The 24,404-nt window shown below is 70.6% G+C and carries 22 protein-coding genes, 2 tRNA genes and 1 pseudogene; 16 read left to right on the forward strand and 9 right to left on the reverse strand.

Annotated features, from left to right (window positions below; translation table 11 throughout):
- The 4 genes from DKT69_RS21230 to DKT69_RS21245 all read right to left on the reverse strand — a co-directional run.
- Window positions 1-1,034: hypothetical protein (locus tag DKT69_RS21230; protein WP_236648130.1), on the reverse strand; the 1,034-nt coding region annotated here is incomplete at its 3' end.
- Window positions 1,031-1,747, reverse strand: a complete 717-nt coding sequence (locus DKT69_RS21235; protein ID WP_109803276.1) for a DsbA family protein — start codon at window positions 1,745-1,747, stop codon at window positions 1,031-1,033. The genes DKT69_RS21235 and DKT69_RS21230, both read right to left, overlap by 4 nt.
- On the reverse strand, window positions 1,740-2,264 hold the full coding sequence (locus DKT69_RS21240) for a MauE/DoxX family redox-associated membrane protein (RefSeq protein WP_109803277.1): 525 nt from the start codon (window positions 2,262-2,264) through the stop codon (window positions 1,740-1,742). The genes DKT69_RS21235 and DKT69_RS21240 overlap by 8 nt, the downstream gene beginning before the upstream one ends.
- A gap of 31 nt (window positions 2,265-2,295) precedes the next feature.
- Entirely contained in the window at window positions 2,296-2,883 is a 588-nt protein-coding gene (locus DKT69_RS21245) for a sigma-70 family RNA polymerase sigma factor (RefSeq protein ID WP_109803278.1), read from the reverse strand.
- Window positions 2,884-2,991: 108 nt separating this feature from the next.
- Here DKT69_RS21245 and DKT69_RS21250 point away from each other — a divergent pair, with 108 nt between their 5' ends.
- The 4 genes from DKT69_RS21250 to DKT69_RS41420 all read left to right on the forward strand — a co-directional run bounded on the left by DKT69_RS21250 (window position 2,992) and on the right by DKT69_RS41420 (window position 7,262).
- Complete coding sequence (locus tag DKT69_RS21250; protein ID WP_109803279.1) at window positions 2,992-3,636, forward strand: zf-HC2 domain-containing protein; 645 nt, start codon at window positions 2,992-2,994, stop codon at window positions 3,634-3,636.
- Window positions 3,637-3,671: 35 nt separating this feature from the next.
- Window positions 3,672-5,363, forward strand: a complete 1,692-nt coding sequence (locus DKT69_RS21255) for a copper resistance CopC/CopD family protein (protein WP_375373478.1) — start codon at window positions 3,672-3,674, stop codon at window positions 5,361-5,363.
- A gap of 18 nt (window positions 5,364-5,381) precedes the next feature.
- Window positions 5,382-6,113, forward strand: a complete 732-nt coding sequence (locus tag DKT69_RS21260; RefSeq protein ID WP_109803281.1) for a YcnI family copper-binding membrane protein — start codon at window positions 5,382-5,384, stop codon at window positions 6,111-6,113.
- 150 nt (window positions 6,114-6,263) lie between these two features.
- Window positions 6,264-7,262, forward strand: coding sequence for a hypothetical protein (locus DKT69_RS41420; RefSeq protein WP_109803282.1), 999 nt, complete (start codon window positions 6,264-6,266; stop codon window positions 7,260-7,262).
- Window positions 7,263-7,416: 154 nt separating this feature from the next.
- Here the strand turns inward: DKT69_RS41420 and DKT69_RS21270 are convergent, their stop codons facing one another.
- Window positions 7,417-8,679: a glycosyltransferase 87 family protein gene (locus tag DKT69_RS21270; RefSeq protein WP_109803283.1), complete on the reverse strand. Its 1,263-nt coding sequence runs from the start codon at window positions 8,677-8,679 to the stop codon at window positions 7,417-7,419.
- A 73-nt stretch (window positions 8,680-8,752) separates the two neighbouring features.
- Here DKT69_RS21270 and orn point away from each other — a divergent pair, with 73 nt between their 5' ends.
- Both orn and DKT69_RS21280 read left to right on the forward strand, forming a co-directional pair.
- The gene (gene orn, locus DKT69_RS21275) at window positions 8,753-9,343 is read left to right on the forward strand and encodes an oligoribonuclease (protein ID WP_109803284.1); all 591 of its coding nucleotides are present in this window, start codon (window positions 8,753-8,755) and stop codon (window positions 9,341-9,343) included.
- 145 nt (window positions 9,344-9,488) lie between these two features.
- Window positions 9,489-9,561 (forward strand) — tRNA-His (locus tag DKT69_RS21280).
- 152 nt (window positions 9,562-9,713) lie between these two features.
- On the opposite strand, the gene DKT69_RS21285 is transcribed toward DKT69_RS21280, so the two are convergent.
- A complete protein-coding gene (locus DKT69_RS21285; RefSeq protein ID WP_109803285.1) occupies window positions 9,714-11,027 on the reverse strand; it encodes a L,D-transpeptidase in 1,314 nt (437 codons plus the stop codon).
- A 223-nt stretch (window positions 11,028-11,250) separates the two neighbouring features.
- On the reverse strand, window positions 11,251-12,516 hold the full coding sequence (locus DKT69_RS21290; protein WP_109803286.1) for a L,D-transpeptidase: 1,266 nt from the start codon (window positions 12,514-12,516) through the stop codon (window positions 11,251-11,253).
- Between the two features lie 187 nt (window positions 12,517-12,703).
- Here DKT69_RS21290 and DKT69_RS21295 point away from each other — a divergent pair.
- Window positions 12,704-12,779: transfer RNA gene (locus DKT69_RS21295), tRNA-Lys, on the forward strand.
- A 62-nt stretch (window positions 12,780-12,841) separates the two neighbouring features.
- Here DKT69_RS21295 and DKT69_RS21300 read toward each other — a convergent pair.
- Window positions 12,842-14,014, reverse strand: coding sequence for a tyrosine-type recombinase/integrase (locus DKT69_RS21300; RefSeq protein ID WP_109803287.1), 1,173 nt, complete (start codon window positions 14,012-14,014; stop codon window positions 12,842-12,844).
- A 569-nt stretch (window positions 14,015-14,583) separates the two neighbouring features.
- On the opposite strand from DKT69_RS21300, the gene DKT69_RS21305 reads away from it, so the two are divergent.
- From DKT69_RS21305 to DKT69_RS21325, 5 genes are all read left to right on the forward strand, one after another.
- Complete coding sequence (locus DKT69_RS21305; protein WP_109803288.1) at window positions 14,584-15,621, forward strand: IS110 family RNA-guided transposase; 1,038 nt, start codon at window positions 14,584-14,586, stop codon at window positions 15,619-15,621.
- Window positions 15,622-16,428: 807 nt separating this feature from the next.
- Window positions 16,429-17,121 carry a hypothetical protein gene (locus DKT69_RS37850; protein ID WP_146231167.1) on the forward strand — a complete coding sequence of 231 codons (693 nt, stop codon included), beginning with the start codon at window positions 16,429-16,431 and terminating at the stop codon, window positions 17,119-17,121.
- A gap of 432 nt (window positions 17,122-17,553) precedes the next feature.
- Entirely contained in the window at window positions 17,554-18,180 is a 627-nt protein-coding gene (locus DKT69_RS21310) for a TIGR02391 family protein (RefSeq protein WP_201749776.1), read from the forward strand.
- 1,191 nt (window positions 18,181-19,371) lie between these two features.
- The gene (locus tag DKT69_RS21320) at window positions 19,372-19,812 is read left to right on the forward strand and encodes an NUDIX hydrolase (RefSeq protein ID WP_109803291.1); all 441 of its coding nucleotides are present in this window, start codon (window positions 19,372-19,374) and stop codon (window positions 19,810-19,812) included.
- 231 nt (window positions 19,813-20,043) lie between these two features.
- Window positions 20,044-20,724, forward strand: a complete 681-nt coding sequence (locus tag DKT69_RS21325; RefSeq protein WP_201749779.1) for a YdcF family protein — start codon at window positions 20,044-20,046, stop codon at window positions 20,722-20,724.
- Window positions 20,725-20,730: 6 nt separating this feature from the next.
- Here DKT69_RS21325 and DKT69_RS21330 read toward each other — a convergent pair whose 3' ends face one another.
- Window positions 20,731-21,957 carry a helix-turn-helix domain-containing protein gene (locus DKT69_RS21330; RefSeq protein ID WP_201749777.1) on the reverse strand — a complete coding sequence of 409 codons (1,227 nt, stop codon included), beginning with the start codon at window positions 21,955-21,957 and terminating at the stop codon, window positions 20,731-20,733.
- 363 nt (window positions 21,958-22,320) lie between these two features.
- Between DKT69_RS21330 and amcA the strand changes: the two genes are divergently transcribed.
- The 4 genes and pseudogenes from amcA to DKT69_RS21345 all read left to right on the forward strand — a co-directional run bounded on the left by amcA (window position 22,321) and on the right by DKT69_RS21345 (window position 24,390).
- On the forward strand, window positions 22,321-22,488 hold the full coding sequence (amcA, locus tag DKT69_RS39070; RefSeq protein ID WP_201749778.1) for a multiple cyclophane-containing RiPP AmcA: 168 nt from the start codon (window positions 22,321-22,323) through the stop codon (window positions 22,486-22,488).
- On the forward strand, window positions 22,485-22,802 hold the full coding sequence (locus tag DKT69_RS21335; protein ID WP_109803294.1) for a hypothetical protein: 318 nt from the start codon (window positions 22,485-22,487) through the stop codon (window positions 22,800-22,802). The genes amcA and DKT69_RS21335 overlap by 4 nt, the downstream gene beginning before the upstream one ends.
- A pseudogene (locus DKT69_RS41165) lies at window positions 22,799-23,478 on the forward strand (radical SAM protein); the annotation flags it as partial. The gene DKT69_RS21335 and the pseudogene DKT69_RS41165, both read left to right, overlap by 4 nt.
- A 111-nt stretch (window positions 23,479-23,589) precedes the next feature.
- A complete protein-coding gene (locus DKT69_RS21345) occupies window positions 23,590-24,390 on the forward strand; it encodes an LPXTG cell wall anchor domain-containing protein (protein ID WP_236648131.1) in 801 nt (266 codons plus the stop codon).
- The last annotated feature ends 14 nt before the right edge of the window (window positions 24,391-24,404 follow it).

Consider the following 24,404-nt stretch of genomic DNA (forward strand, 5'->3'; position numbering starts at 1 on the left):
CCACCGACGCCGGCGCCGAGTGCGCCGGCGCCGGTGGCGAGGATGAGCACCACGAGCACCCGGGCCGCGGTGGCCGGCCACACCACCGGGGCGACCGAGCGGGACAACACGGCGATGTTGGCGAAGCCGGCGAAGATCGTCAAGCACGCCCCGGCGAGGGCGAGCGCGAAGTCGGCGGCCTCCCGGCGGGCCAGCGCGTAGCCGCCCGCGGCGATGGCGCCCAGCCCGGTGAGCAGCATCCAGACCTGACCGTTGAGCAGGCCGAGCAGCACCCCGCCGAGCCCGTCTGCTCCGGCGTCCAACTCCCGGCCGACGGTGAACGCCACCGTGGCCAGCCCGCCGAGGGCGAGCAGGGCGCCCACCCCGCGCAGCGCCCGTACGCCGGTGGCCGTGCCGGCCGGCGCGAGCCCGGCCGCCGCGACGGCGAGGAAGCCGAGGGTGGCGGCGACCCACCAGGGGTACGCGTCCGGCGGGGGCACCCAGTCGAGGGTGCCGCGGACCTCGATGGCCTGGTCGCCGTCGCGCAGCGGGACCACCCAGTCCCGGACCCGCTGCGGGCGCCCCGGGTCGGCGGTCACCTGGGCGGGCGGCGACGATCCGAGCCAGAGCGCCCGCTGGTCGTGCCAGCGCACCGACTGCCCCTTGGCCACCCGGTTCCAGACGGGGGTGGCGGCCGGGTCGGCCTCGGGTGAGAGGTTGGTGTCGCCGGCGATGGTCTGGTTGAGGTAGGTGGCCGGGGAGCGGCGGTTCTCGTACACCCCGCCCGGGCCCACCCGCAGGTACGGCTCGCCGGAGTAGCCGAGCACCTCGACGTCCCGCCCGGTGCGGTTGACCAGTTCCAGCCGGGCGCCCGCCTCCACGACCCGGACGGTGAGCCCGGGCCGCGCGGGCGCGAGCGCGATGACCTCGGCCCGGTAGTCCGTGCCGTCGGGGGCGTCCGCGCCGTGCGCGGCGGCCGGCGCGGCCACGGCGAGGACGGCGGCGAGCGCGGCGGTGACCACCACCGCCGCCCGCCGCAGCGGTACCAGGATCACTTGCCGGCCGCCGCCACCGCCGCGGTGATCCCCTCCGGGGAGCGGTCCTCGACGTCCTTGCCGTTGACCTTGACGGTCGGGGTGCCGGTGACCCCGGCCTTGCTGGCGTCGTCGGTGACGTGCTCGGTCCACGGTTTGTACGTTCCGTCCTTCACGCAGGAGCCGAAGTCGTCGCGGTTCAGCCCGACGCCCGCCCCGATGTCGATCAGCTCGTCGTTGCTGAGCCCGGCGCTGCCCTCCGCCGGCTGGCGGGCGAAGAGCGCGTCGGAGAACTCCCTGAACTTCCCGCCCTGGGCGGCGCAGCCGGAAGCGGCCGACGAGCGGGTGGAGTACTCCGTGGTGGAGAAGCGGTTGAGGAAGGCCACCGGGTGGAAGACCACCTTGGCCTTGCCGTCGCTGACCAGCTGGTTGACCGTCGGGCCGCTGGTCTGCTGGAACTGCTTGCAGACCGGGCAGAGGTAGTCCTCGTAGAGGTCGATGGTGACCGGCCCCTCGCCGAGGACGATGCCGGTGCCCGGCGGGTTGGCGCCGGGCGGGGCGGTGAAGGTGTCCGACTTCTGGCTCCGGAACACGGTCCAGCCGATCAGGCCGGCGATGACCAGCACCACCACCGCGGCGACCGACGTCCAGAGCGCCCGCCTGCGCCGCTTCTCCCGGGCGATCTGCTCGCGCACCACCCGGGCCGCGTCCCTGCGGTCCTTGCCACTACTCATCCTCGTCCTCCAGGGGAGGTTCGCCCGCCAGCCAGCCGTCCACCGAGACGGGGGTGCGGGGCCAGGTCAGCAGGAATCCGGCCAGCGCCAGGAACCCCAGGTCCCGGAGGATCTCCGGGAGGTAGCTCGGGGCCTGCCCGACGCCGAGCTGCCCGCCGCTGCCGAAGCACCCGCAGTCGATGGCCAGGCCGCGGCTCCAGGCCGAGGCGATGCCGGTGATGAAGACCACCAGCAGCGCCGCGGAGACCGCGGCGGCCAGTCGGGTGGCCAGCCCGATCAGCAGCAGTACGCCGAGCGCCAGCTCCACGAAGGGCAGCGCGGCGCCGACCACGGTCGCGGCGCCGTACGGCATGACCTGGTAGGCGTTGACGGCCCGGCCGGAGGCGGCGAGGTCGCCGACCTTCGCGCCGCCGGCGACCAACCAGACGGCGGCCAGCCCGAGCCGGGCGACGGTGCCGAGCCAGGGCCGGACGGCGGGCCAGCGGGCGGCCCGGGTGTTCGGTGCGGTCACGGTCATTTGTCGTCCCGGATCCGGAAAAAGTTCCGCGTCAACCGGCGAGCGCGTCGCCGACGGCCTCGACCAGGTCGCACCGGGCCCGGGCGACGCGGGAGCGGATGGTGCCCACCGGCACCCCTTCCACGGCGGCGGCCTCGGCGTACGACAGGCCGAGCAGTTGGGTGAGCACGAACGCCCCGCGCCGGTCGGCGGGAAGCCGGCGGACCAGGTCGGTGGCGCCGAGGTGCCCGGCCGGGTCGGGGTACGGCCGGCCGGTGTGGGCGTGCGCGGCGAGCCGTTCGTCGAGCCGCCGCCGGCGCACCACCGTACGCAGGTGGTCGGCGCAGGCCCGGCGGGCGATGCCGAGCAGCCAGGTACGCACGCTGGAGCGGCCCTCGAAACCGGGCAGCGCGCGGAACGCCCGCAGGTACGTCTCCTGGGTGAGGTCGTCGGCGCTGTCCGGGTCGACCAGCGCGGCGGCGAACCGCCACACCTCGGCCTGGGTGGCCCGGACGAAGGCGGCCTGCGCCACCGGGTCGCCGTCCCGGGCGGCCAGCGCCCACCGGGTGGCACCGTCCCGCGCCGCCCCGAGGCCTGCCTCGTGGCGGCCGGCGGTGGTGTCGCGCGGGGCGGGGATCACGACACCCGAGGTTACGCGGCGTACCTGTGGGTAGCAGGACCCTTCGGCCCTTTCTATGGTCCAGCCCACGTCGGGAACTTTTCCGGGCCTACCCCCGACTACCTGCTCATGAAGTGCGACGACGTACGCGTGGCGCTGTCGGCGCGGCTGGACGGCGAGGACTCGCAGGCGCCGGCGGCGGCGCTGGAGGCACACACCCTGGCCTGCTCCGGGTGCCGCTCCTGGCTGGCGCGGGCCGAACGGGTGACCCGTCTCACCCGGCTCCAGGCGGTCGACGTACCCGATCTGACCGCCCCCGTGCTGGCCGCGGTCGCGGCGGACCGGGCCGCGGCGCGCGACGACGCCGCCGCGGCCGTGCGGGCCCGGCGCCAGGTGCTGCGGGTGGCCGTGGCGGTGGCCGCGGTGGCGCAGCTCGCCATCGCGCTGCCGATCCTGCTGGCCGGCTTCGGGGTCGAGGCCGATCCGCACACCAGCCGCGAGATGGCCTCCTTCGACGCGGCCCTCGCGGTCGGGTTCGCGCTGGCCGCCTGGCGGCCGGAGCGGGCCCGGGCGTTCCTGCCGGTGGCGCTGGTGCTGGCGGTCTGCCTGGCCGGCACCAGCGCGGTGGACGTCGCCCGGTCGAGCACCGCGCTGGTGCACGAGCTGGGGCACCTGGCCGCCGTGGTGCAGGCGGGCCTGCTCTGGGCGTTGGGCCGGGTCAGCGGGGAGCCGCCGCGCCGGCTGCCGACCGCGCTCGCGCCGGGGCGCGGGTGAGGCCGGGTCGCCGCGAACGGGCCCGGTCGGCGAGCATGATGGTCATGATTCCTGCCGTACGCCGCCGGCCCGTGGCCGTCGCCGACCGTCGATGGGCCGCCCGGCTGGGCGCCGCCACCGGTCTGCTGGTCGCCCTCGTCGCCCTGCTGCTCGCCCCGGCAAGCCCGGCGAGCGCCCACGCCGTGCTGGTCAGCAGCAGCCCGGCGGCCTCGGCGGTGGTGCCGAGCGGGCCCGCCGAGGTGGTGCTGACCTTCAGCGAGGGGGTCCGCAAGGTGCCCGGCAAGGTCCGGGTCATCGCGCCCGACGGCTCCCGGGCCGACCGGGGTGAACCGTCCTTCTCCGGTGCGGTGGTGACGATCCCGGTCGACCCCTCCGGCGTGCGCGGCACCTACCTGGTGAGCTACCGGGTGATCTCCGCCGACAGCCACCCGGTCTCCGGCGCGTTCACCTACTCGGTGGGCGCGCCGTCGCCGCCGCCGGTCGACACCGGCTCGGACAACCGCGCCGACCCGGTGGTGGGGAACGCCGTGAAGGTGGCGAAGTACCTCGGCTACGCCGGACTGCTGCTGCTGGTCGGCCCGGCGCTGGTGCTCGCCGCGCTCTGGCCGCGCCGGCTGCCCCGACGCGGACCGGTCCGGCTGGCCTGGGCGGGGCTGGGCCTGCTGGTCGTGGCCACCCTGGCCGACCTGTGGTTGCAGGTGCCGTACACGGCCGGCGGCGGGCTGTCCGACGTGACCGGTTCGGGGTTCAGCGACGTGGTGGGCAGCGCGTTCGGCACGGCCCACCTGGTCCGGCTGGGGCTGCTCGCCGCGGCGGCGTTCCTGCTCCGGCCGCTCTTCGCCGGGCCGATCGGCCGGACCGACGGCATCATCCTGGCCGTCCTCGGCGGGGCCGCGCTGTTCACCTGGCCGCTGGCCGGGCACCCGGCCGCCTCGCCCGCACCGGCCGTCTCCGTGGTGGTGGACGCGGTGCACCTGGGCAGCATGGCGGTCTGGCTGGGCGGCCTGGTGATGCTCGCGGTGTTCCTGCTGCGCCGAGCCGACGAGCGCGAGCTGGGGGCGATCCTGCCGATCTGGTCCCGCTGGGCGGCCCTCGCCGTGGCGGCGCTGCTGCTCGCCGGCACCGTGCAGGGGCTGATCGAGGTGGCCACCCCGAAGGCCCTGGTGGACACCACGTACGGGCAGCTGCTGCTCGCCAAGATCGTGCTGTTCGCGCTGGTGATCGGGGTGGCGGCGTACTCCCGGACACTGGTGCGGGGGCGGACCGCGGCGCAGCGTCCGGGGCGGGTGCGCCGGGCCATCTGGGTCGAGCTGGCGATCACGGCGGTGGTGCTCGGTGTCTCGGCGACGCTGGTGCAGACCACCCCGGCCCGGACCGCCGCCACCGACGTGGCCGGTACGACCACCGGCTACTTCTCCACCACCCTGTCCAGCCCGGTCGCCTCCGTGCAGGTGGAGCTGGACCCGGCCGAGCGGGGCAACAACTCCGTGCATTTCTACGCGTACACCAAGGACAACCGGCCGCAGCCGGTGCAGGAGTGGAAGGCGACCGCCGCCCTGCCGTCGGCGGGGATCGAGCCGATCGAGATCCCGCTGCTGCCGCTGACCGACAACCACGCGACCGGGGAGATCAACCTCCCGGCCGCGGGTGAGTGGCAGCTCCGCGTCACCGTCCGCACGACCGACATCGACCAGGCCACGGTGACCGCCACCGTGCCGATCAAGTAACGGAAGGCTCTCAGACACATGATCCGTCTCCGGCGTCCCGTAACCGCCGTCGCGCTCGCGCTCACCGCCGTCGCCACCGCCGTGCTCGGCCTCGCCGGTCCCGCCTCGGCGCACGTCACGGTCAACCCGAAGGAGGCGACCCAGGGCGGCTACGGCCGGTTCGCGTTCCGGGTGCCGAACGAGAGCGACACCGCCTCGACCACGAAGGTCGAGGTGGTGCTGCCGGAGAACGCCCCGGTCGGCTCGGTGTCCACCATGCCGGTGCCGGGCTGGACGGTGGCGGTGGAGAAGCGCAAGGTCGACCCGCCGGTCGACGTGCACGGCAGCCAGCTCACCGAGGCGGTGTCCAAGCTGACCTGGACGGCGGCCGCGACCGCCGGCGTGAAGCCGGGCGAGTTCCAGGAGTTCCCGGTCTCGATGGGACCGCTGCCGCAGGTCGACCGGATGGTGTTCAAGGTGCTCCAGACCTACTCGGACGGCAACATCGCCCGCTGGATCGAGGAGCCGACGCCGGGTGGGGAGGAGCCGGAGAACCCGGCCCCGGTGCTCACCCTGACCGCCGCCTCGCCGTCCGCCGCGCCGAGCGGAAGCGCGGGCGCCGCCCCGGCCGGTGACGACGACTCCGACGACGACTCCGACGGCGCCGGCACCGCGTTCGGCATCGCCGGGCTGGTGGCCGGACTGGCCGGCCTCGTCCTGGGTGGCCTGGCCTTCCTGCGGACCCGGCGGGAGCCCACGCCGAAGCCCTGAACTGCGTCTTTGTCGGTGGCCCGTCGGATCTTCCGGCGGGCCACCGACCTTTCTGCGGTCCGTTGGGTCCTTGCCGTGGATATCCGGCGATTGTGCGGTTCACATCGGTAAGGTCGGCCGGGTAGTTGGCTACCGAGGGGGACGACGCGAATGCGGTTCGTGCGAACGATCGCCGGAATACTGCTGTTGACCATGGGGATTCCGGCGCTCCTCGCCGGCGGCGGCCTGTGGACCGTCGCCCGGCACGCCGACCCCGACGGCGGCTTCGGCGCCCGCTTCGAGACGGTCCGCACCCCGGGCCGGGCGATCGTGGTCACCGACGTGGACACTCTCCTGCGCGCCGAGGCCCCGTTCGCCCGGACCGGGCAGACCCGGCTCCGGCTGACCGCCCGGACCGCCGACGGCCCGGCCTTCCTCGGCCTGGCCCCCAGCGACCAGGTGCGGCGCTGGCTCGACCCCGTCCCGCACGCCACCGTCCGGCGGGTCGCGCTGGCCCGGGGCCCGCTCCCGGTCCGGCTCGACCCGGCCGGCCCGGCCGGCCCGGCCGCCGTCGCCACCGTCCCGCTCGGCCAGGACTTCTGGGTACGCGAGGGAGTCGGCGCGCTGGAGTGGACCCCCGGTGAGCTGTCGAACAGGTCGCTGAGCCTGGTGGTGATGCGTCCCGACGGCGCAGCCGACCTCGCCCTGGACCTGCGCGCCGAGCTGCGCGCGGAATGGTTCCCGGCCGCGGCGTGGGGGCTACTCGCCGGCGGGATCCTGCTGGTGGTGCTGGCCGTGGCCCTGTTACTGCGCCCGGTCCGCCCGCGCGAGGTGGTCTTCGTCGTCGAGCCGGACCAGGTCCCGGTGCTCGCCGGTCGGCTCGGCGTGACCTCGCTCAGCGGCCTCGGCCCGCAGAAGACCGCCGAGGGGCGGCCGCCGTTGGCCGACCGGCAACTCGTCTCGGTCGGCTCGGCCCACGCCGGGCGCTCCCGGGCCGCGATCGGCCCGGTCCCCAGCCGCCGGCCGGAGACCCCCGCCGACCTGCCGTCGAGTCCGGGGATGACGACGACCTGGTCCTGGCCGCCCGGGCCCCCCGAGCAGACGGCCCGTCCGGTCCCGGTGGACGGCCCGGCCCGGCCGGCGTCGCCGGACGACCCCGCCGACGGCTGACGGCCGCCGGAACGACGGGTGGCCCTCCGCGCTGCCGACGCGGAGGGCCACCGTCACCGGGGGATCGGTGCTACCTGGGAGAAACTTGAGGTAGTTGTGACTAGATTAGCGCCGATCACAGCCGCTCGCGACGTCTGTCCATTTGGTGCAAGTTTCAGGATGTAGCCGGCGGCTCGGCGGACCGACACCGGAGCCGCGTCGGCAGCACCGCCAACAACAGCAGGCTGAGCAGCACGTACGCGTTCCGGGCGACGAACTCGCCGGGGTTGTCGGTCCGCGCCGGGGCGACGCCCCAGTCCTGGAAGGACACCACCCCGTAGATGATCACGAACGCGGTGCCGACCGCGAGGGTGAGCAGCCACCAGCGCTGGCGAACCCCCTCGGCCGCGCCCCGGTCGGTGTCCAACGCGGCGTCGACCAGCACCACCACCGCCGGGATGAACCAGTACAGGTGGTGGGTCCAGGTGATCGGGCTGACCAGCCCGCCGACCAGCCCGGTCAGGGTGAGGCCGGCGAGCGCGTCGCCGGCCCGGGCGGCCCGGGCGGCCCGCCACAGCCCGAACCCGGTGACCACCACGACCAGCAGCAGCCACGGGAGCTGACTCGGCTTCTCCGGCGCGGTGATCCGGCTCAGCAGGCCGAACAGCGACTGGTTGCCGGTGTAGTCGGTGCGCCCCACCCGGTCGGTCGCCCAGAGCTCCTGGGTCCAGAACCGCCACGAGTCGGCCGGCGCGACCGTCGCCGCCAGCAGGGTGGCCAGCGCCGCCGTCGCCGCGGCCACCGCCGCCGCCCACCAGCGCCGGGTGACCAGCAGGTAGAGGATGAAGATGCCCGGGTAGAGCTTGAGCGCCGTCGCCAGCCCCACGCCCACACCGGCCCAGCGCCGCTCCTGCGGTACGGCGAACAGCAGGTCGGCCAGGATCAGCACCACCAGCAGCATGTTGATCTGCCCGAAGGTGATCGTCTCCCGGGTGCTCTCCACGGCGAAGGCCAGCAGGACGGCGACCGTGAGGCCGAACAGCCGCGGCAGGTGGTGCCGCTCGACGACCGGCAGCACCAACCAGCGCGTCGTCACCACCACACCGATCCCGGTGAGGATCGTGAAGATCGCCACCGTGGCGCCGAGCGGCAGCAGCGCGAACGGCCGCAGCAGCAACGCGCTCAACGGCGGGTAGGTGAAGTAGAGCGCGCCCTGCACCCGGTCCGGCTGTACGTAGTCGTAGAGCGGATGGCCCCCCGCCCACCAGTCCATCGCCCGCATGTAGATCTTCAGGTCGAAGAAGTCGTGCACCAGCCCCGGCAGGTACAGCGCCGGCAGCACCGCCGCGAGCGCGACCACCGTGACGAGCCGGCGGACCGTACGACCGCCCGGGTCGTCATCGGTGACGGCGGGCGGTGCGACGGGTTCGGCTGGCACGGAGAAACCCTAACGGTCCGCTCCGGCGACGGTGCCGAGGCGCGGGCAGGTGGGCTGCGCGTAGTCTGGTCCGGTGGCTGATCTTCTCGTCTGGATCGACTGTGAGATGACCGGGTTGGACCTCGCGCGCGATGCGCTGATCGAGGTCGCCGCGCTCGTCACCGACCCCGATCTCAACGTGCTGGGTGAGGGTGTCGACGTGGTCATCCACGCCGACGAGGCGGCGCTGGAGGGGATGCCGGAGATCGTCCGCACCATGCACGGCAAGTCCGGGCTGACCGAGGAGGTCCGGCGCTCGACGGTCACCCTGGCCGAGGCCCAGGACATGGTGCTCGACTACGTCACCACGCACGTGAAGGATCCGCGCAACGCGCCGCTCTGCGGCAACTCGATCGCCACCGACCGGGGCTTCATCGCCCGGGACATGCCGCGCCTCGACGCCCACCTGCACTACCGCATGATCGACGTCTCCTCGATCAAGGAACTCTGCCGGCGCTGGTACCCACGGGTGTACTTCGGGCAGCCGCAGAAGGGGCTGGCCCACCGGGCCCTCGCCGACATCCGGGAGAGCATCCGCGAGCTGGAGTACTACCGGCGGACGATCTTCGTACCGCTGCCGGGGCCGGACGTGGACAGCGCCAAGGCCATCGCCGCCCAGCTCTGACCGGCACTCCCACCGCCGGGCCGGCGCCATGACCGGGCGGCCGGGCGGTTCCGGCGGAGGAGCCGGAACCCGGTGGACGCGGCCGGACGAGGTGTGGCTATTATTAGTCCGCACCCCGCCCGGGTCGACCGGTGCGGAGCGCATGGTGGCTGTAGCTCAGTTGGCAGAGCACCGGGTTGTGGTCCCGGTTGTCGTGGGTTCAATTCCCATCAGTCACCCGGATCCGGAAGCCCCCTCCCTCGGGAGGGGGCTTCCGTCGTTCTGCGGCCTCTGTGCCCCGTGTCCGGAAACGGCGAAGCCCCCTCCGGCGGGGGAGGGGGCTCCGGTTGCTCGGTGCCCGGTGCGGGCGTGCGCGATCAGGGGTGCTCGGTCAGGGCGTCGGCTCGGCGCTCGGGTCGTCTCCCGCGCCGGGCGCGGCGCTGGCCTCGTCGCCCGGCTGCGCCGGCGGCTCGTACGGCAGGGCGCTGCCCTTGACGTATTCGTCCCAGCTCAGGTTCCAGTCGGTCCAGCCGTTGCCGTTCTGGAGCTTCCGCTCGGTGCCCTTGACCGTGATCGGGTCGCCCATCCGGGTGTTGGCGAAGAGCCAGGCGCCGTCGGCCATCGAGACGTTCACGCAGCCGTGCGAGACGTTCACCGAGCCCTGCTGCCCCTCGGACCAGGGCGCCGCGTGGATGAACTCACCGCCCCAGGTCAGCCGCTGGGCGTAGTCGATCTTCGTGCGGTAACCCTCCTCGGGGCCCAGCTCCTCCATGGTGTCGAAGACCGTCTTGCGGAGCTTCTCGATCACCACCATGGTGCCGCTGGACGACGGGGTGGTCTTCTTGCCGAGGCTGACCAGGATCGTCTTGATCACCTTGCCGCCCTTGGTGACCGTCATCCGCTTGGTGCGGTTGTCGACGGTCATCACGAACGACGGGCCGATCTTGACGTCCACGGCGAGGTCCGAGCGGCCGTACCAGCCGTCGCCCAGGGGCAGCCCACCCGCCTGCACGCGGTACGACACCGTGGTGTTGGCCTGCCAGAACTTCTTCGGCCGGTAGCGGACCTCGGTGGGGCTGACCCAGTGCCAGACGCCCTCCTGGACCGGCTTCGTGGTCACCGTCATCCGGCGCTGGACGTCGTCCCGGTAGTCCTCCGGGATGGCCCGGCTGAACCGGATGATCAGCGGCATCGCCACGCCGACCACCTGGTTGTCGCCGAGGAAGCTGCTCACCCGGATCTGCTTGCCGGGCTTGGTCATGGTGGTGAAGGTGCTGGTCGCGGTCGCCGGCTTGCCGTCGTCACCGGTCGCGGTCACCGTCGCCGTGTACTTCTCGCCGTACTCCAGGGCGCCGTCGGGGAGCCAGCTCTTCCCGTCCGCGGCGAGCTCGCCTTCGACGGCCTTCCCGGTCGAGTCCGTGAGCTCGACGCTGGTCTCCTGGGCGTCCTTCGTGGTGAAGGTGATGGCGGTGGAGGCCGGCACGTCGGCGGCGTCGGCCTGCGGCTCGGTGATGGTGGCCGCGGCCTTCGGCTTGCTCTCTCCGCCGCCCTGCCAGCTCGACGGCTTGCCGTCGTCGCCGCCCCCGGTGCAGGCGGAGGTCAGCACCATGGCGGCGGCGAGCACCACCGCCGCGAACCCGCGGCGTCGGTCGCCGCGCCGGGCGGCGGCCCCGCGCCGGATCAGCTCGTCCTGGCTAGCTCGCATGATTCCCTCACAGTCGTGGTCCCCGGGTGCCATCGTCCCCTACTGACGCAGGAATTCGGATACCCGTTCCCGCTAGTGAACCGGAACACCTCGACCATGATGCACCGATTTTGGTAGGCTGCTCCGGTTCGCGAGTGAGGCTCGTCTCCACCGGCGGCGTCGGCGCACGCCTTCATCGTCACGGGCCGTTGCCCGACGGACCCGCCGGGCAACGGCTGCCCGCTCAGAAGGCCGGGCCCGCCCCGCCCTTCGGCACCGGGAGGGCGCTGCCCGCGACGAACTCCGACCAGCTCATGCTCCACGCCGTCCAGCCGTTGCCCGGCACCAGCTTGCGTGGGGTGCCCCGGACGGTGATCGGGTCACCCACCAGGGTCCGGTCGAAGAGCCACTTGCCGTTCGCCATGGAGACGTTGACGCAGCCGTGCGAGACGTTCACCCGGCCCTGCACACCCTCGGACCAGGGGGCGGCGTGGATGTACTCACCACCCCAGGTGATCCGCTGGGCGAAGTCGATCTTCGTGACGTACTGGTTGTCCGGGTCCGCCTCGTCCCGGGTGTCGAAGACCGTCGACTCCTTCTTCTCCATCACCACCATGGTGCCGCTGGAGGAGGGGGTGCTCTTCTTGCCGAGGCTCACCGGCACGGTGCGGATCAGCGCGCCGTTCTCGTACACGCTCATCTTCTTGCTGGCGTTGTCGACCTTCATCTCGAAGGCGCGGCCGATCTTGGCGGTCGCGGTCCGGTCGACGTTGCCGTAGCGGCCGTTGCTCAGCGGGATGCCGGCCAGGGCCAGCCGTACGGAGATGGTGGTGCCCGGCTTCCAGTACTCCGGCGCCCGGTAGTACGCCTGGGTGCCGTTGTAGAGCCAGTGCCACGCGCCCGGCTGCGGCGGGTCGGTGCGGACGAACATCCGCTTCTGCACGGCCGCGCGGTCCTTCTTCGGGATGCCCGGGGAGAACTCGGCCACCACCGGCATGCCGACGCCGTACGTCTTGCCATCGAACATGTACAGCCCCGAGCCGATCATCGACTTCGGCTTGGCCATGGTGGTGAAGGTGCTGGTGCCCTCGTGGGTCTGGCCGTCCGTCCCCGTCCCCGAGACGGTCGCGGTGTACCGGGTGGCGTACTTCAGCGCGGCGGACGGCACCCACGACGAGCCGTCGCGGCGCATCCGGCCCTCGACGGTCGCACCGTTCGCGGCGGTGAGCATGACCTTCGACACCTTCCCGCCGCCCGGGATCTTGGCGCTGATCTCGGTGCTGACCGGCCGGCCGGCCGCCCCGTCAGCCGGACTCACCTGGAGCGCCGCGGCGGCCGGCTGCGACGAGGGCTCGGCGCTCGCCGTCCCCTCGGCCGCCGAGACGCTGGCCGGCTGGCTGCCACTGACGAACGCCGGCTTCTTCTGGTCGTCGCCGCACCCGGTCAGTGCCAGCGACGCCGTCAGGACCAGGACGCTCACCATCGCCCCGCTCCGCGCGAACCTGCCCATCCCCACCCCTGCTCTCGCGTGTCTCGGCGCACATCGTGCCCCATGAACGCCGCCACCTCGGTCCCCTCCGCCAGACGGTGGGCATTTTGTTGCGATTCGCGCCTTAAGCTCGACCGAAGAGGGGAGCCGGGGATCGGATTGGAACCCGGGTCGGAGGGCGTGCTAGTGTCTTCTCCGTTGCCAGCGAGCGCCGCTAGCTCAACTGGCAGAGCAGCGGACTCTTAATCCGCGGGTTCGGGGTTCGAGTCCCTGGCGGCGCACCAGCAGGAACACATCAGGCCCGGTCCCTCTGGACCGGGCCTGACCCCTTCTCTTGACCCCAACGTCAGGCGTCGAAGAGAAAGCCGAGCTTGTCGACCGACGACCGCTGGGATTGCCGGGTGACCTCTACGTAGATCAGCTTGGTGATGGTCGGGGAGCTATGGCCGAGGATGTCCTGGATCTTCTCGATGGGGACGCCCTGCTCATAGAGAAGGGTCGCGCAGGAGTGGCGTAGATCATGGAACCTGATCCGGCGCAGCCCGGCATGATCCAGCAGCCGCACGAAGTGCCGGTTCAGGTTGCGCGGCTCGATCGGGGTGCCGATGCCCGTGGTGAAGACCAACCCGGAGTCCTTCCAGTCCTTGCCTACGCTCTGGCGCTCTGCGTTCTGACTCACCCGGTGTTGTCGTAGCGCAGCCAGGCACGGGGCAGGTAGGGCGATGACCCGCTCAGACTCGTCGGACTTGACCGGGCCGAAGACGAGCTGGCCGCCGAGACGTTGCAGCGTCTGCCGAACGAATATGACGCCCTCGACCAGGTCGATATCCTCCCAGCGGAGCCCCAGCGCTTCCCCGCGTCGAAGGCCAAGCGCCAGGGCGACTGCATAGAGCGCATAAAGCCGGTCACTCTTCGCGGCCTTCAACAACAGCTTCGCGTCCGCGCCGGTCAGCGGGGTAAAGCGTGGCCGGTACCGGTGAGCCAGACGCAGGTTGCGGGCCGGGTTGTCCGGGATCAGCCCGTCAATGACCGCATCCTGTAACGCGGCGCGGATCATGCGGTGGAGATGACGGATGGTGCCGTCGGACGGCATCTGCTGGCAGCAGGAGCGCGGACGCCTGGCACAACACCGAGCCGGCTGCCCCGCACTCAACCGCCCAGCATCCTTGCCCTGCGCACAGCACTGGCACGTCTCCTTGGCCCGGTTGAGGAAGCTACGCACCGTCGGCGGTTGCAGCTTGCCCAAGCGCTGGTTGCCAAGCAGTGGCACCACATAGCAGCGCGACAGCCACTCGTAGGTGCGGAGGGTGCTGGGCCGCACGCGGTCCTGCACCACGTCCCGCAGCCAATAGGCCATGAAGTCGCTGACCGACTGGATGCTACCGGCGACGCGGACGCCAGCCTGTGTCTTGGCCTTGAGCGCCGTCAGCCTCTCGTGGACCTCATCCCACGACGTGCCGTAGACGCTCTTTCGGATCTCGCGGCCGTCGCTGGTGTAGACCCAAGTGCGGCCTCCCATCGGCCATCCTTGCGCTGCCGGATGTTGCCCTCACCGTTCACGTTGCGTCAAGGCGGCCCTGAACGGGCCGCACGCGCCGCCGCCAGGGCGCGCGCCGGCCGCTGCCGCTGTCGCTCTGCGGCCGTCACGCCTGATGCCCGGCGGCTGGCGCGAAGAGCGGGAAGCCCGGAGGGCCGCCGCAGAACGACATGATCGTTGCCGTGGCAGGGTGGGCCGGCAGCCGGCCGGGCCGCGCGGCCCAGTAACCGCGCGGCGTAGGAGAGGGCACGCCGACCGCGTCGGCGAGCTGGCGGCGGTCGCGGGGTTGCGGCTAGTGCGCCTCCGGCGGGGGCGCAACGACTCCAGGATGGCCGGGGCTCCATCCGCACGTTGCGGTCCGTGGGTGGTTGCGCAGGGCCATCCCGCCCGCCATCGACCCGGGCGAGCCGAGCAGACCACCGCCCGACCCGCCAGCGTCCGTACGAGCCGTCAGGGTCCGCTTGATGGCATGAAGGAGCGGGGCCTCGCTCCTCGTGGGTCCCGGGCGGGATGCTCGGGGTACTCACGTCTCACGACGAAGGAGGCCCCTCATGCAGGCAGAGTACGACGGTCGGCAGATCGTGGGTATCGATCTGCACCGGCGCCGTTCGGTGATCGTGCGGATGACCGAGACCGGCGAGAAGCTCGACACGGTGCGGATCGACAACGACCCGGTCGCGCTCGGGTTGGAGATCGCCAAGGCCGGCCCGGATCCGGAGGTGGTCCTGGAGGCCACGTATGGCTGGTACTGGGCGGTGGATGTGCTGACCGCGGCCGGTGCCCGGGTGCATTTGGCGCATCCGTTGGGAGTGAAAGGGTTCGCGTACCGGCGGGTGAAGAACGACGCCCGTGACGCCGCCGACCTGGCCGATCTGCTGCGGATGGGCAGGCTGCCGGAGGCGTATGCGGCCCCGCCGGCGGTGCGCGAGTTGCGGGAGCTGGTGCGGTATCGGGCCAAGCTGGTCGCGTGGCGCAGCGGGCTGAAGGCATCCGTGCACGCGGTGCTGGCCAAACAGGGAGTGCACATCCCGGTATCGGATCTGTTCGGCGTGGGTGGGCGGGAACTGCTGTCCCGCGCACCGCTCGACGGCGCCTACCGAGGGCGGGTGTCCTCACTGTGCCGGCTGATCGACGCGGTCGACTTCGAGATCGACGCGGTCGCCGGGCCGATCCGGGCCAGACTCGCCGGGCACCGTGGTTACACCGCGATCCAGGCCATCCCCGGTGTCGGCCCGATCCTGGCGGCGGTGTTCGTCGCCGAGATCGGCGAGGTCGCCCGGTTCCCCGGCCCGGCGGAGCTGACCTCCTGGGCCGGGCTGACCCCGCGGCACCGCGAGTCCGACCTCGTCGTGCACCGGGGGCGGATCACCAAGCAGGGCTCCACGCTGGTGCGGTGGGCCGCGGTCGAGGCCGCCCACGGCGTCCCGCACACCGCTGGCTGGTTGACCTCCACCCGGGCCCGCATCGCGGAGCGACGCGGACGCAACATCGCCACCGTCGCGGTGGCCCGCAAGCTGCTCGCCCTCGTCTACTACGGCCTGCGCGACGGGCACATCCGCGCCCTCGCACCGGCCAAGGCGGCGGCGTGAGCAGGTTCGGACGTGACCGGACGCGTGGCCGTGCCACGTCTGACCCCCGTCGGCCGACGGCGAGGCCGCCCGCTTGATTGACCCCGTCCGGTCACGGTCGCACACCACCATGCCCCGAACCCGCAGGGCGAATGGATGACCGGCAGCCGAACCCCTCGGCCTGCCCCTCCGACATCGGTCGGAACTGGTGACGCGACCACCCGCAACGCCTTCCGGCATCACGAGCATGGCGCGCACGGCGCCGGCGTCAAGGCCAAGCCCCTGCGGGGTGGGCCTACGGCCCAGCCGTTGACCCCGGCACCGCACACACGCCTGCCCGAAACCCATTGCCGGAACCGGAAAAATCAACGTCAGCAGGTCAAAACCCCAGCCTTGACCGGCCCCGCTCCTTCATGGATGACGTGGCGGGCCGGGCGGCGGCCCGCTCCCCAGGAGGGCGGGTCGACGGCAGACGGGATGGCATAGTGAGCCTGTGTGGCTCCGCAGCTTCCCGTTCGCAACCATTTGCCAACCTGGAAGCGGCCGGCGGCATCATCGAGTACCCGAGCAACACCGGTGGGTCCCCGGAGAGTCTCGAACCGCATGTTGAGCAGGTCGCCCCCGCAGCCACCCCCGCTCAGTAACCGGATCTTTGTGAGGAGAGTTGAGCCGGGCCGAGACTATCGCGGGCCGCGCGGGCGCATGTCAGGGATCGGACGATCGGACGCTAGGTTCCGCCATGGTGCCGATGGCCATCGATTGCCATGCGATTACGGTTGAAGCCTAGCTAGCAAGACGAGCAGCGGTGGCCCAGGGGCTGGGGGCAGGATGCCATATCTTATCGGTGCCGGGATCATCGGTTACATCGCATACGTGGCGGCATTGTATTTACTCGTCGGAACTGCGGCGGCAGCAGTGGGGGCAGTCGTTCTACTTGGAATCGCCCTTTTCTATCTGGCGAAGACGCTAGTGTATGTCAGGGAGCGTAACTGGTGGGGTCTGGCCTGCGCATTAGGCATGCCGACTCTCGGAGCTCTCGTGTTTCTGGCCGTTCGCGCGGAAGTGCTCGATATCGCCCCGGCGATGACTCGCCTTTTCGACATGAGTCTGAGAAACCCTGTTGAGAGCAGTGGCTGGGGATTGCTGGCCATTCTTGTTGCGCTTGCGGGGCTTCCCTTTGTTGTCTTAGTCACTGCGCAACTTGGCGATTACCGGGCGGATCCCATACTTCGTCATTCGAGACGGCATCGCGTCCGCAGCATCGCCCTCACCTTCACGTTGGGGGCATCCTGGGCACTGACAGGCGCCGTTTTCGGTTGGGCGGATTGGGTACCGACGCAATTTGACCACGTGAGCGTGAGTATCAGCCACTCACCCCGAGGCAGTGAGGAGGTGCGCGCCGTGTGCCACTTAGCCGGGCAGCATGGCTTGGTCATCTATGACCCGCAAGGCGACGAGGTCACCGGCTTGCGCCAGGACTACCGAACCAACCACCGTGCCACTGGGTGGCTAGCTGGGTGACGATCGAGAAGCACCAGGCTGGACGTAGGTGGACACCGACGGACGGTCTGGCCCAGCGTAGCTGGCAGTCGTCGCAGGTCGGAGCGTCATGATGGTTGCCTGGGGGTCAAGGAGTCGCCAGGTTGACATCCATAGGTGAGCATCGGGATGGCGGGCCTTGCCGGTTGCCCCAGCGCGAGGGGGTGGGATGATCTAGTTGTGGAGGCCCGAAAGAACCCTGAGTACCTGAGGTCAGTTGCGCGAGCGGTCGCGGAGTTTCGTGATGCGCTGGCTCATTTCCTTGAGCTGCACGTACTGAATGAGGGACTGGGAGGGGTGGCGCGCGGAATCGCGCCAGCAGTGTTTCCACGCGATGACGCGGATCCAGAGGAGATCGCACGGCGGCGAGCCAAGGTGTCCCGGGCTGCTGGGCTAGCGGCCAGCGCGGTTCCGTTGACCGGTATCGCGATCACTGTGCAAGGCGCGGGCGTGATAGACCCGATTAGGAACTGGGAGACGATCACCCGGCCGAAGCCGCTCCTGGAGGCGGCTGATGTTCTCGGCATGTGTGACTATGCGCTGGGCCGGTTAGACGGCTTGATCATGCAAGCCGAGGCGGAGCGACCGCCGAGTGTGGGTGCCGAGGCCATGCACCCGACAGTTTGGGGAGCAGCCGCGCGTCTGTGGCGTGACGGGCACTTCCGCGAGGCAGTGTCTGCATCTGCCGAAGCAGTTGTGCTGATGGTCAAGACGCGCACCAGGCGTAACGACATTGCCGAGACACCGTTGTGGCAGGAGACCTTCTCCGAAAGAGAACCCCAGCAGGGCAAGCCACGGCTGCGCTGGCCCGGTGATCTCGCCGACCGAGATGTCAGCACGATGAATTCCGGACTGCGCTTCTTCGCTCCCGGCGTACAGATGACCATCCGCAACACTGCGGCGCACAACGTCGGCGAGCTCGACGAGCAAAGCGCCTTAGAGCGACTCGCCGCCCTGAGCCTCTTGGCGCGGTGGGTGGATGAGTGCGATCTCGTTGAAGTGACAGAGCACTTGGATGGCCCAGGGAAGGCCGAAAGGTAGCCCGACCCCGCCGGTCGACAGCAACACCTGCAGCAACTGACCCGGAGAGGACAGTCGTGGTCCGCAGCGTGCGGACGGTTGCCTGCGGTGGCGGACATAGACCGATCTGAGCGGACGGGGCGCACGGAGCCTACAAACGAGGGATCAATCCAGGTTAGGCCCATCCCATGTAGTGCGCGAGGAAGGCGACGACCAAGCCGGCGACCACGCTTACGACGATCCCGCTCACGAATGCTGACTTATGGGCAGCAGCGTCCGCGGGAGCGCCAGCGGCAGCGTTCAGGATTCGACGAGGCACAGATACCGCTCTGACTACACGGCCAACTACAGACTTCTCCTCATCCGCTCGTTCAGTTGCCTCACCTTCAAGAACTCCGATCGCTCGTCTACAGAGGCCATCGATCAACTCCGCCGTGATCACTGGGTCGCTCAGGAGCGTTGACCAAGCCAGGACCGGGTTTACCGACCGTGTCTGGAAGGTCCCCCTGGGCTTATATTCAACGAGCATCCCAACGCTCTGGATTGCCTTCGCGGCGGATCCAGTTAGGAGCTCAAGCTCACCTGCCAACTTGGCGACGTCAGCCCCGCGGCCAGCTCGTGGCCGCCAGGCGGGCATCGTGCTTGGCCAAGCATCAAGGGGCTCACACAGGGCTAGAAGCTCGTGAAACTTGTTGAGGAACGCGACGACAGCATTCCGCCGATTCCGGAGAACAGCCGAGGAGGGCACGCCCGAACGGTAGCGTGCCGGCTCTAACGGAGCACTTCCATGCCTCAACCGGGTTAGGCCGTGCCGAACCGGGTCACGAGCGACCTGCGTCTGACCCCTGCGTGACCCCAACCTGGGGCCAGAACAGCACGACGAGCCGAACCCAGCAGGGGACAGCCGTCGAGGTAAGGACGGTTGGCCTAGGCCCGGCGGGTGTCCTCTTAATCCGCGGGTTCGGGGTTCGAGTCCCTGGCGGCGCACCAACGAGCAAGGCCCTGACCTGGTGGTTCACACCGGGCCGGGGCCTTTTTCGTGTACGTCGGTGGTGGGTGGTCGCTCGGTGGGTGCTCTGGAGCCGTTGGACCGGGCTGGCTCCGGTTGGACGCGGGTCCGCCCGGACGGCGACCCATGTGCGCGCTATCGCCGGCCGGGTAACTTCACACTGCTGTCGGTGAGTCGGTCGCGCGGGCGGATAGGGGCAGGTCGTGCGTCAGATCGTGCGCAGGTCGGTGCGGGCCATTCTCCTCGATGAGGACGACCGCCTCGTGCTGATCAAGCGGATCAAGCTCGGCCAGGCGCCGTACTGGACAACGCCGGGCGGCGGTCTGGAGTCGGAGGATGTCTCCCTGGAGGCGGCGTTGCGCCGTGAGCTGTACGAGGAGCTTGGTGCCGACGCGGATCGGTTCGCCCAGGTGTTCTTGTTCACCGCTCCCGCTGGCGATGGCGTTTCGGTCCAGCACTTCTTCGCCTGTCGCTTACTCCAGCTGCAGGAGCACGCCCGTACCGGGCAGGAGTTCGTTGATCCCTCGCGTGGCGACTATCAGCTGGACCGGGTGACGATCGACAAGCTGCCCGCCGTGGATCTCAAGCCGGCTGCGCTGAAGGAGTTCATCACCGCCAACGAGGAGGCACTGCTCTCGGTGTAGGGGCGGCCTGACCGGATCATGGCCTGAACCGAGTCTGAAATTCTCCGGGGCGGCTTCGAAGGCTTCTTGCCGGCTGCAGGCGCCGTCCCGGGCGCGGCGGCCAGGGTGCCGATAAAGACGTGGCGATACGACGATGGCTACAGCCTGCATCCCGCCGCCTTGTTGCCCCTACGCTGACGCCATGAGGGAACAGGGCGTGAATCAGACTCCGGCGATGGCCCTGCCCGAGGGCTGTTGATGAACCGGCACATGGCAGCACGCGCGGGGTTGATCCCGGACGAAATTCGGGCGGACGTGGAGACGCTGTGGCGCTACCACGACATGCACCACGAGTTACGCCTGTGTGATGTGGGGATCGGGCTGGGCAGCCATGACCTCGGAGTCGCGGTGATCGCGACGCGTCTGTTTCACGAGGGCCTGTTCCCGTGGATCGTGTTCACCGGCGCGAACGCGCCGACGACGGTCGAACGGTTCCCCCGCGGAGAGGCGGTGCACTACCGCGAGTACGCGATCGAGCAGGGTGTGCCGGCGGAGTCGATTCTCGTGGAGCCGCGGGCGACGAACACTGCCGAGAACCTGGAGTACTCGCGTGCGCTCCTTGCCGAGCGGCAGATTACGGTGCGCTCGGTCATGGTCATGTCGCGTCCGTACCAGCAGCGCCGCACGTACGCCACCTGCAAGCTGATGTGGCCGGAAGTCGATGTGGTGTGCGCGTCGAATCCTCTGGAACTGGACGACTACGTGCGCAGCATCGGTGACCCGCAGCGGGTGGTGGACATGCTGGTCGGGGACACGCAACGGATCGAGGTGTACGCGGAGCGCGGGTTCGCGATCCCGCAGGAGATACCGGACGAGGTAAGGGCTGCCTTCGAGCGCCTGGTGGCAGCCGGCTACACGAGCCGACTGATCTGATCACGGCTACCAGCGCGGTCCTCCCGACCGGACGCCCATTCGTTCGCTGAGTTCGACGGCCAGTCGGGGCGGCCGGGGCCGGGTGAGAATGTCCCGGACGAGGTCGCGGGAGAGCCGGTGGTAGCGCACTTGATCCGGCCCGATGACCTCCGCATCCAAGAGCGCGCCGAGGGCTTCGTCGATGCGGTTCCACCGTGCCAGCGCTCGCGCGGTCTCGATGGCGTGGCGGACCTGCCGCTCGACCGGCAGGGCAGCCGTGTCGAGTGGGGCACCGATGGCGATGGCGCGCTGCACGTCGCCGAGTTCCATGGCCACGGTCGTCTTGTGGATCGACACGTTGGTGGGTCCGAAGGCGGTCCACACGTGGTTGCCGTCGGCACCAAGCTGGGTGGCTGCGGCGTCGGCTTCGGCAATGTGAGTGTCGGCGGAGGCGCGGTCGTCGTCTCGGGCCGCGGCGAGTGCGCAGACGAGGTGCAGGCTGCCGTAGACCGATAGGAGTTGCGGTGTGGGCCTGGTCAGCCGTGGTTCGAGGAACTGCGCCGCGGTGGCGGCGAGGCCACGGGCCTGCGCGTATTCGCCTATCGAGACCAGGGAGTGCGCGGCAGAGCGGCTGAGTGAGCCGATGACGACGTGGTCGTGGCTGGCGTTGGCGGCGGCCAGTCCTCGGCTGGCGGCGGTCCAGGCGAGGTCACCTTCGCCGAGCTTGGTCAGGAACAACGCGGCGAGCTGGTGGGCGTAAGCGGTCATCGCGTGTGCGCGCTGGCTCTCGTCGCCGTAGAAGGCCTCGGTGGCGGTGAGGCAGTCGTGGATGAGGTAGGGGAGGCGGCGGGCGAGGGTGCCGTAGCGCGAGTGCTGGTAGGCAGTCCAGATCTCGGCGACGTCGCTCTCGATCTCGTGCAGGGCGGGGGCTTCGACGGCGGCCGTGCTGGCAAGCGTGGGCGCGAGGTGCCGGTAGTCGTGGAGCGCGGCGCGTAAAGCGGGGATGGTCTCCCGGCCGGACTCATCGGACCACTCGAACAGGCTGGGTGCGCCGATCAAGTCCCCAAGGGACACGTCGAGGGCTTTGGCGATCGCGCGAATGACGGATAGCCGGTCCAGGTCGGCGCGGTTCGTCTCGACCTTGCGCAACCACTCCTGGGTCTTGCCGACCAACCCGGCCAGCACCTCTTGGGAGAGCCCTCGCCGGCGCCGGTAGAAGGCGACGCGCTGGCCGATCGTCATGTCGTCCGTCATCCCTCGCACACCATCACCCTGCCCGCTGATCACCGTCGGACCCGGTACGGATTTTCCCGGTTCCTCTGCCAGGCCGCCCCTACGTTCAGTTCACCCCAGGTCACCGGCGTATGTCGATGCCTGTGACTGGCACAGCTGACAGGGAGCGGAGGGGCTCGATGCGCGGCACAGCAAACGACGACCTGAGCGCCGACTCGGCCAGCCCCGGGGCAATCTCTCTCGGCGTCTTCCCCGCTTGCGTACCGCCATGAGGGCTGCGTGGGCGGGTGACCGGCGGTCTGCTCCCAGCCGCCGGGGTGTGGCGGTGGGCTCGTCCGTGTTCCGGCGTGCCCACCGCCCGTCCGCCTGCTCAAGGAGGCTCGCGTGACGGTGTACATCTCGCGGCATGCGCTGGCGGACCGTTCCTGGCGACAGAAGTTGATTCCCGAGGATCCGGCGTGGTCACAGGCTTCGCGGGCTGATCCGCCATTACTGACCCACGTGTGGCGTCAGCTCTTCGAGCGGCAGGTGCGGGATGGCGGTGGCCGATGAGCAGCAAGCAGTCCGCGCTGGTGCCGCCGGAGCATCTGCCGCTGCGTCCGCTGTGGCTGTGCCGGGTCTGTGGGCAGCCCTGGCCCTGTGGACGGGCCAAGCTCGCCCTGTTGACCAGCTACCAGGACAGCCGGCTCAACCTGCTGCTCTACCTGTCCGGCCGCCTGCACGAGGCCATCGACGACCTGCACCGACTCAACCCGCGCACCATCGGCGACGTCAGGGACTTGTTCGACCGATTCCTTGGCTGGCCGGCCCGGCACTGCCGCCGCCGCCCGTCCACCGCCGAACAGCAGACACCGGAGGAGACATGACCGTCCGGGACATCGGAATTGTCGCCACGACAGGACGGCCGGCCATCGCCGGGACCTTCCACCCCTTGGTCCTGCAGCCCACCAGCTTCTGCAACCTGGACTGCAGCTACTGCTACCTGCCCGATCGGCGCTCGCGCCAGCTCATGTCCGTCTCCGTTGCGACGGCCTGCGTTCGGTCGATCGAGCAGCAGGGCAGCGTTCATCCGGTGAGCGTGGTGTGGCACGGCGGCGAGCCCACCGCCACACCGATCGATATCTTCCGTGAGCTGCTCGCTCCCTTCGAGGAGCTACAGCGGGCAGGGAGGGTGCGCCAAGATCCAGACCAACGCGACGCTCATCAACGAGCGGTGGTGCGATCTGTTCGCCGCCTATGACTTCGAGATCGGCGTCAGCATCGACGGGCCCGGCATGCTCAACCGGAACAGGCTCGACCGGGCCGGGAATGCGACGACGGCCCGGACGATTCGCGGCACGCGAGTATTGGCCGAGGCCGGCTTGCCGTACTCGGTGATCTGCGTCGTCACACCCGAAACCATCGACCACGGTGACGACCTGGTCGGGTTCTTCTCCGGCCTGCCGGGATGCGAGTCGGTGGGCTTCAACATCGAGGAGCAGGAAGGCGCCGCCCGCACGCCGGTGCCGGAGGAAGCCGCGTACCGGTCTTGGAGCCGACTCGACCGCACGCCTCTCCGCCCGGCTCGCCCTCGGCGCCGCCGTCCTCGCCGCCGGTGTCGCCGCTCTGCCGGCGCCGGCCCTGGCCGGCCCGGACACCGCCACGCTCGCCGCCGTGACCGAGCAGGACCCGGCCACCGGCCGGAACGTCAAGTACCCGGTCAAGCCCGGCGAGGTCGTGTCGGCCTCGCTCGGCGTGACGAACCTGGGCGACGCGCCGGTCAATGGCGTCGTCGTGCAGGTGCGGGCGTTCGACGACCTCGACCTGCTGACGAAGTACGACAACTGCTGGTACGTCGTGGACAGCAACCTCGACATCGCCTGGTGCGAGTTCGACGACGTGCTTGCGGCCCAGGCGACCCTGGCGCCGGCCGAGGACCTCATCGTGACCAAGACCAACGCGCGGGCGGACAAGGTCACCACCGTCGTCTTCCGCTGGGTCAGCAAGGCGTGGGCCGACGAGCTCGGTGGCGTGCAGAAGCTCGCGGAGAACGAGAATGGCACGGACCCGGTGCGCGGCGGCGGCCCCACGCTGACGCTGGCACCTCGGGATCTGCCGCTGCCGAGCAAGCCGATTCCGATCAACTTCGTGTACGCCAGCCTGGTCACGCCGCCGACCGCGAGCCCCACGGCCACCGCCAGCCCGACGACGAGCGCGAGCCCGACGGCCAGCGCGACCCCGACGGCCAGCGCGACCCCGACGGCGGGCGTGACCCCGACGGCGGGCGTGACCCCGACGGGTACCGCGCCCAGCGCGAGCCCGGCCGCTCCCGGTGCGGGCGGCGGCGACGGCGGGGGCCTGCCGGTGACCGGCTCGAACAACGTCGCCGTGGCGGGTGCCGGGGTGGCCCTGCTGATGCTCGGCGGGGTCGGCTACCTGGCGGCCCGCCGACGCCGGACCCGGTTCGTCGCGTAGCACCTCACCGCGAA

It is taken from the genome of Micromonospora sicca (assembly GCF_003172935.1).
Taxonomy (GTDB): Bacteria; Actinomycetota; Actinomycetes; order Mycobacteriales; family Micromonosporaceae; genus Micromonospora; species Micromonospora sicca.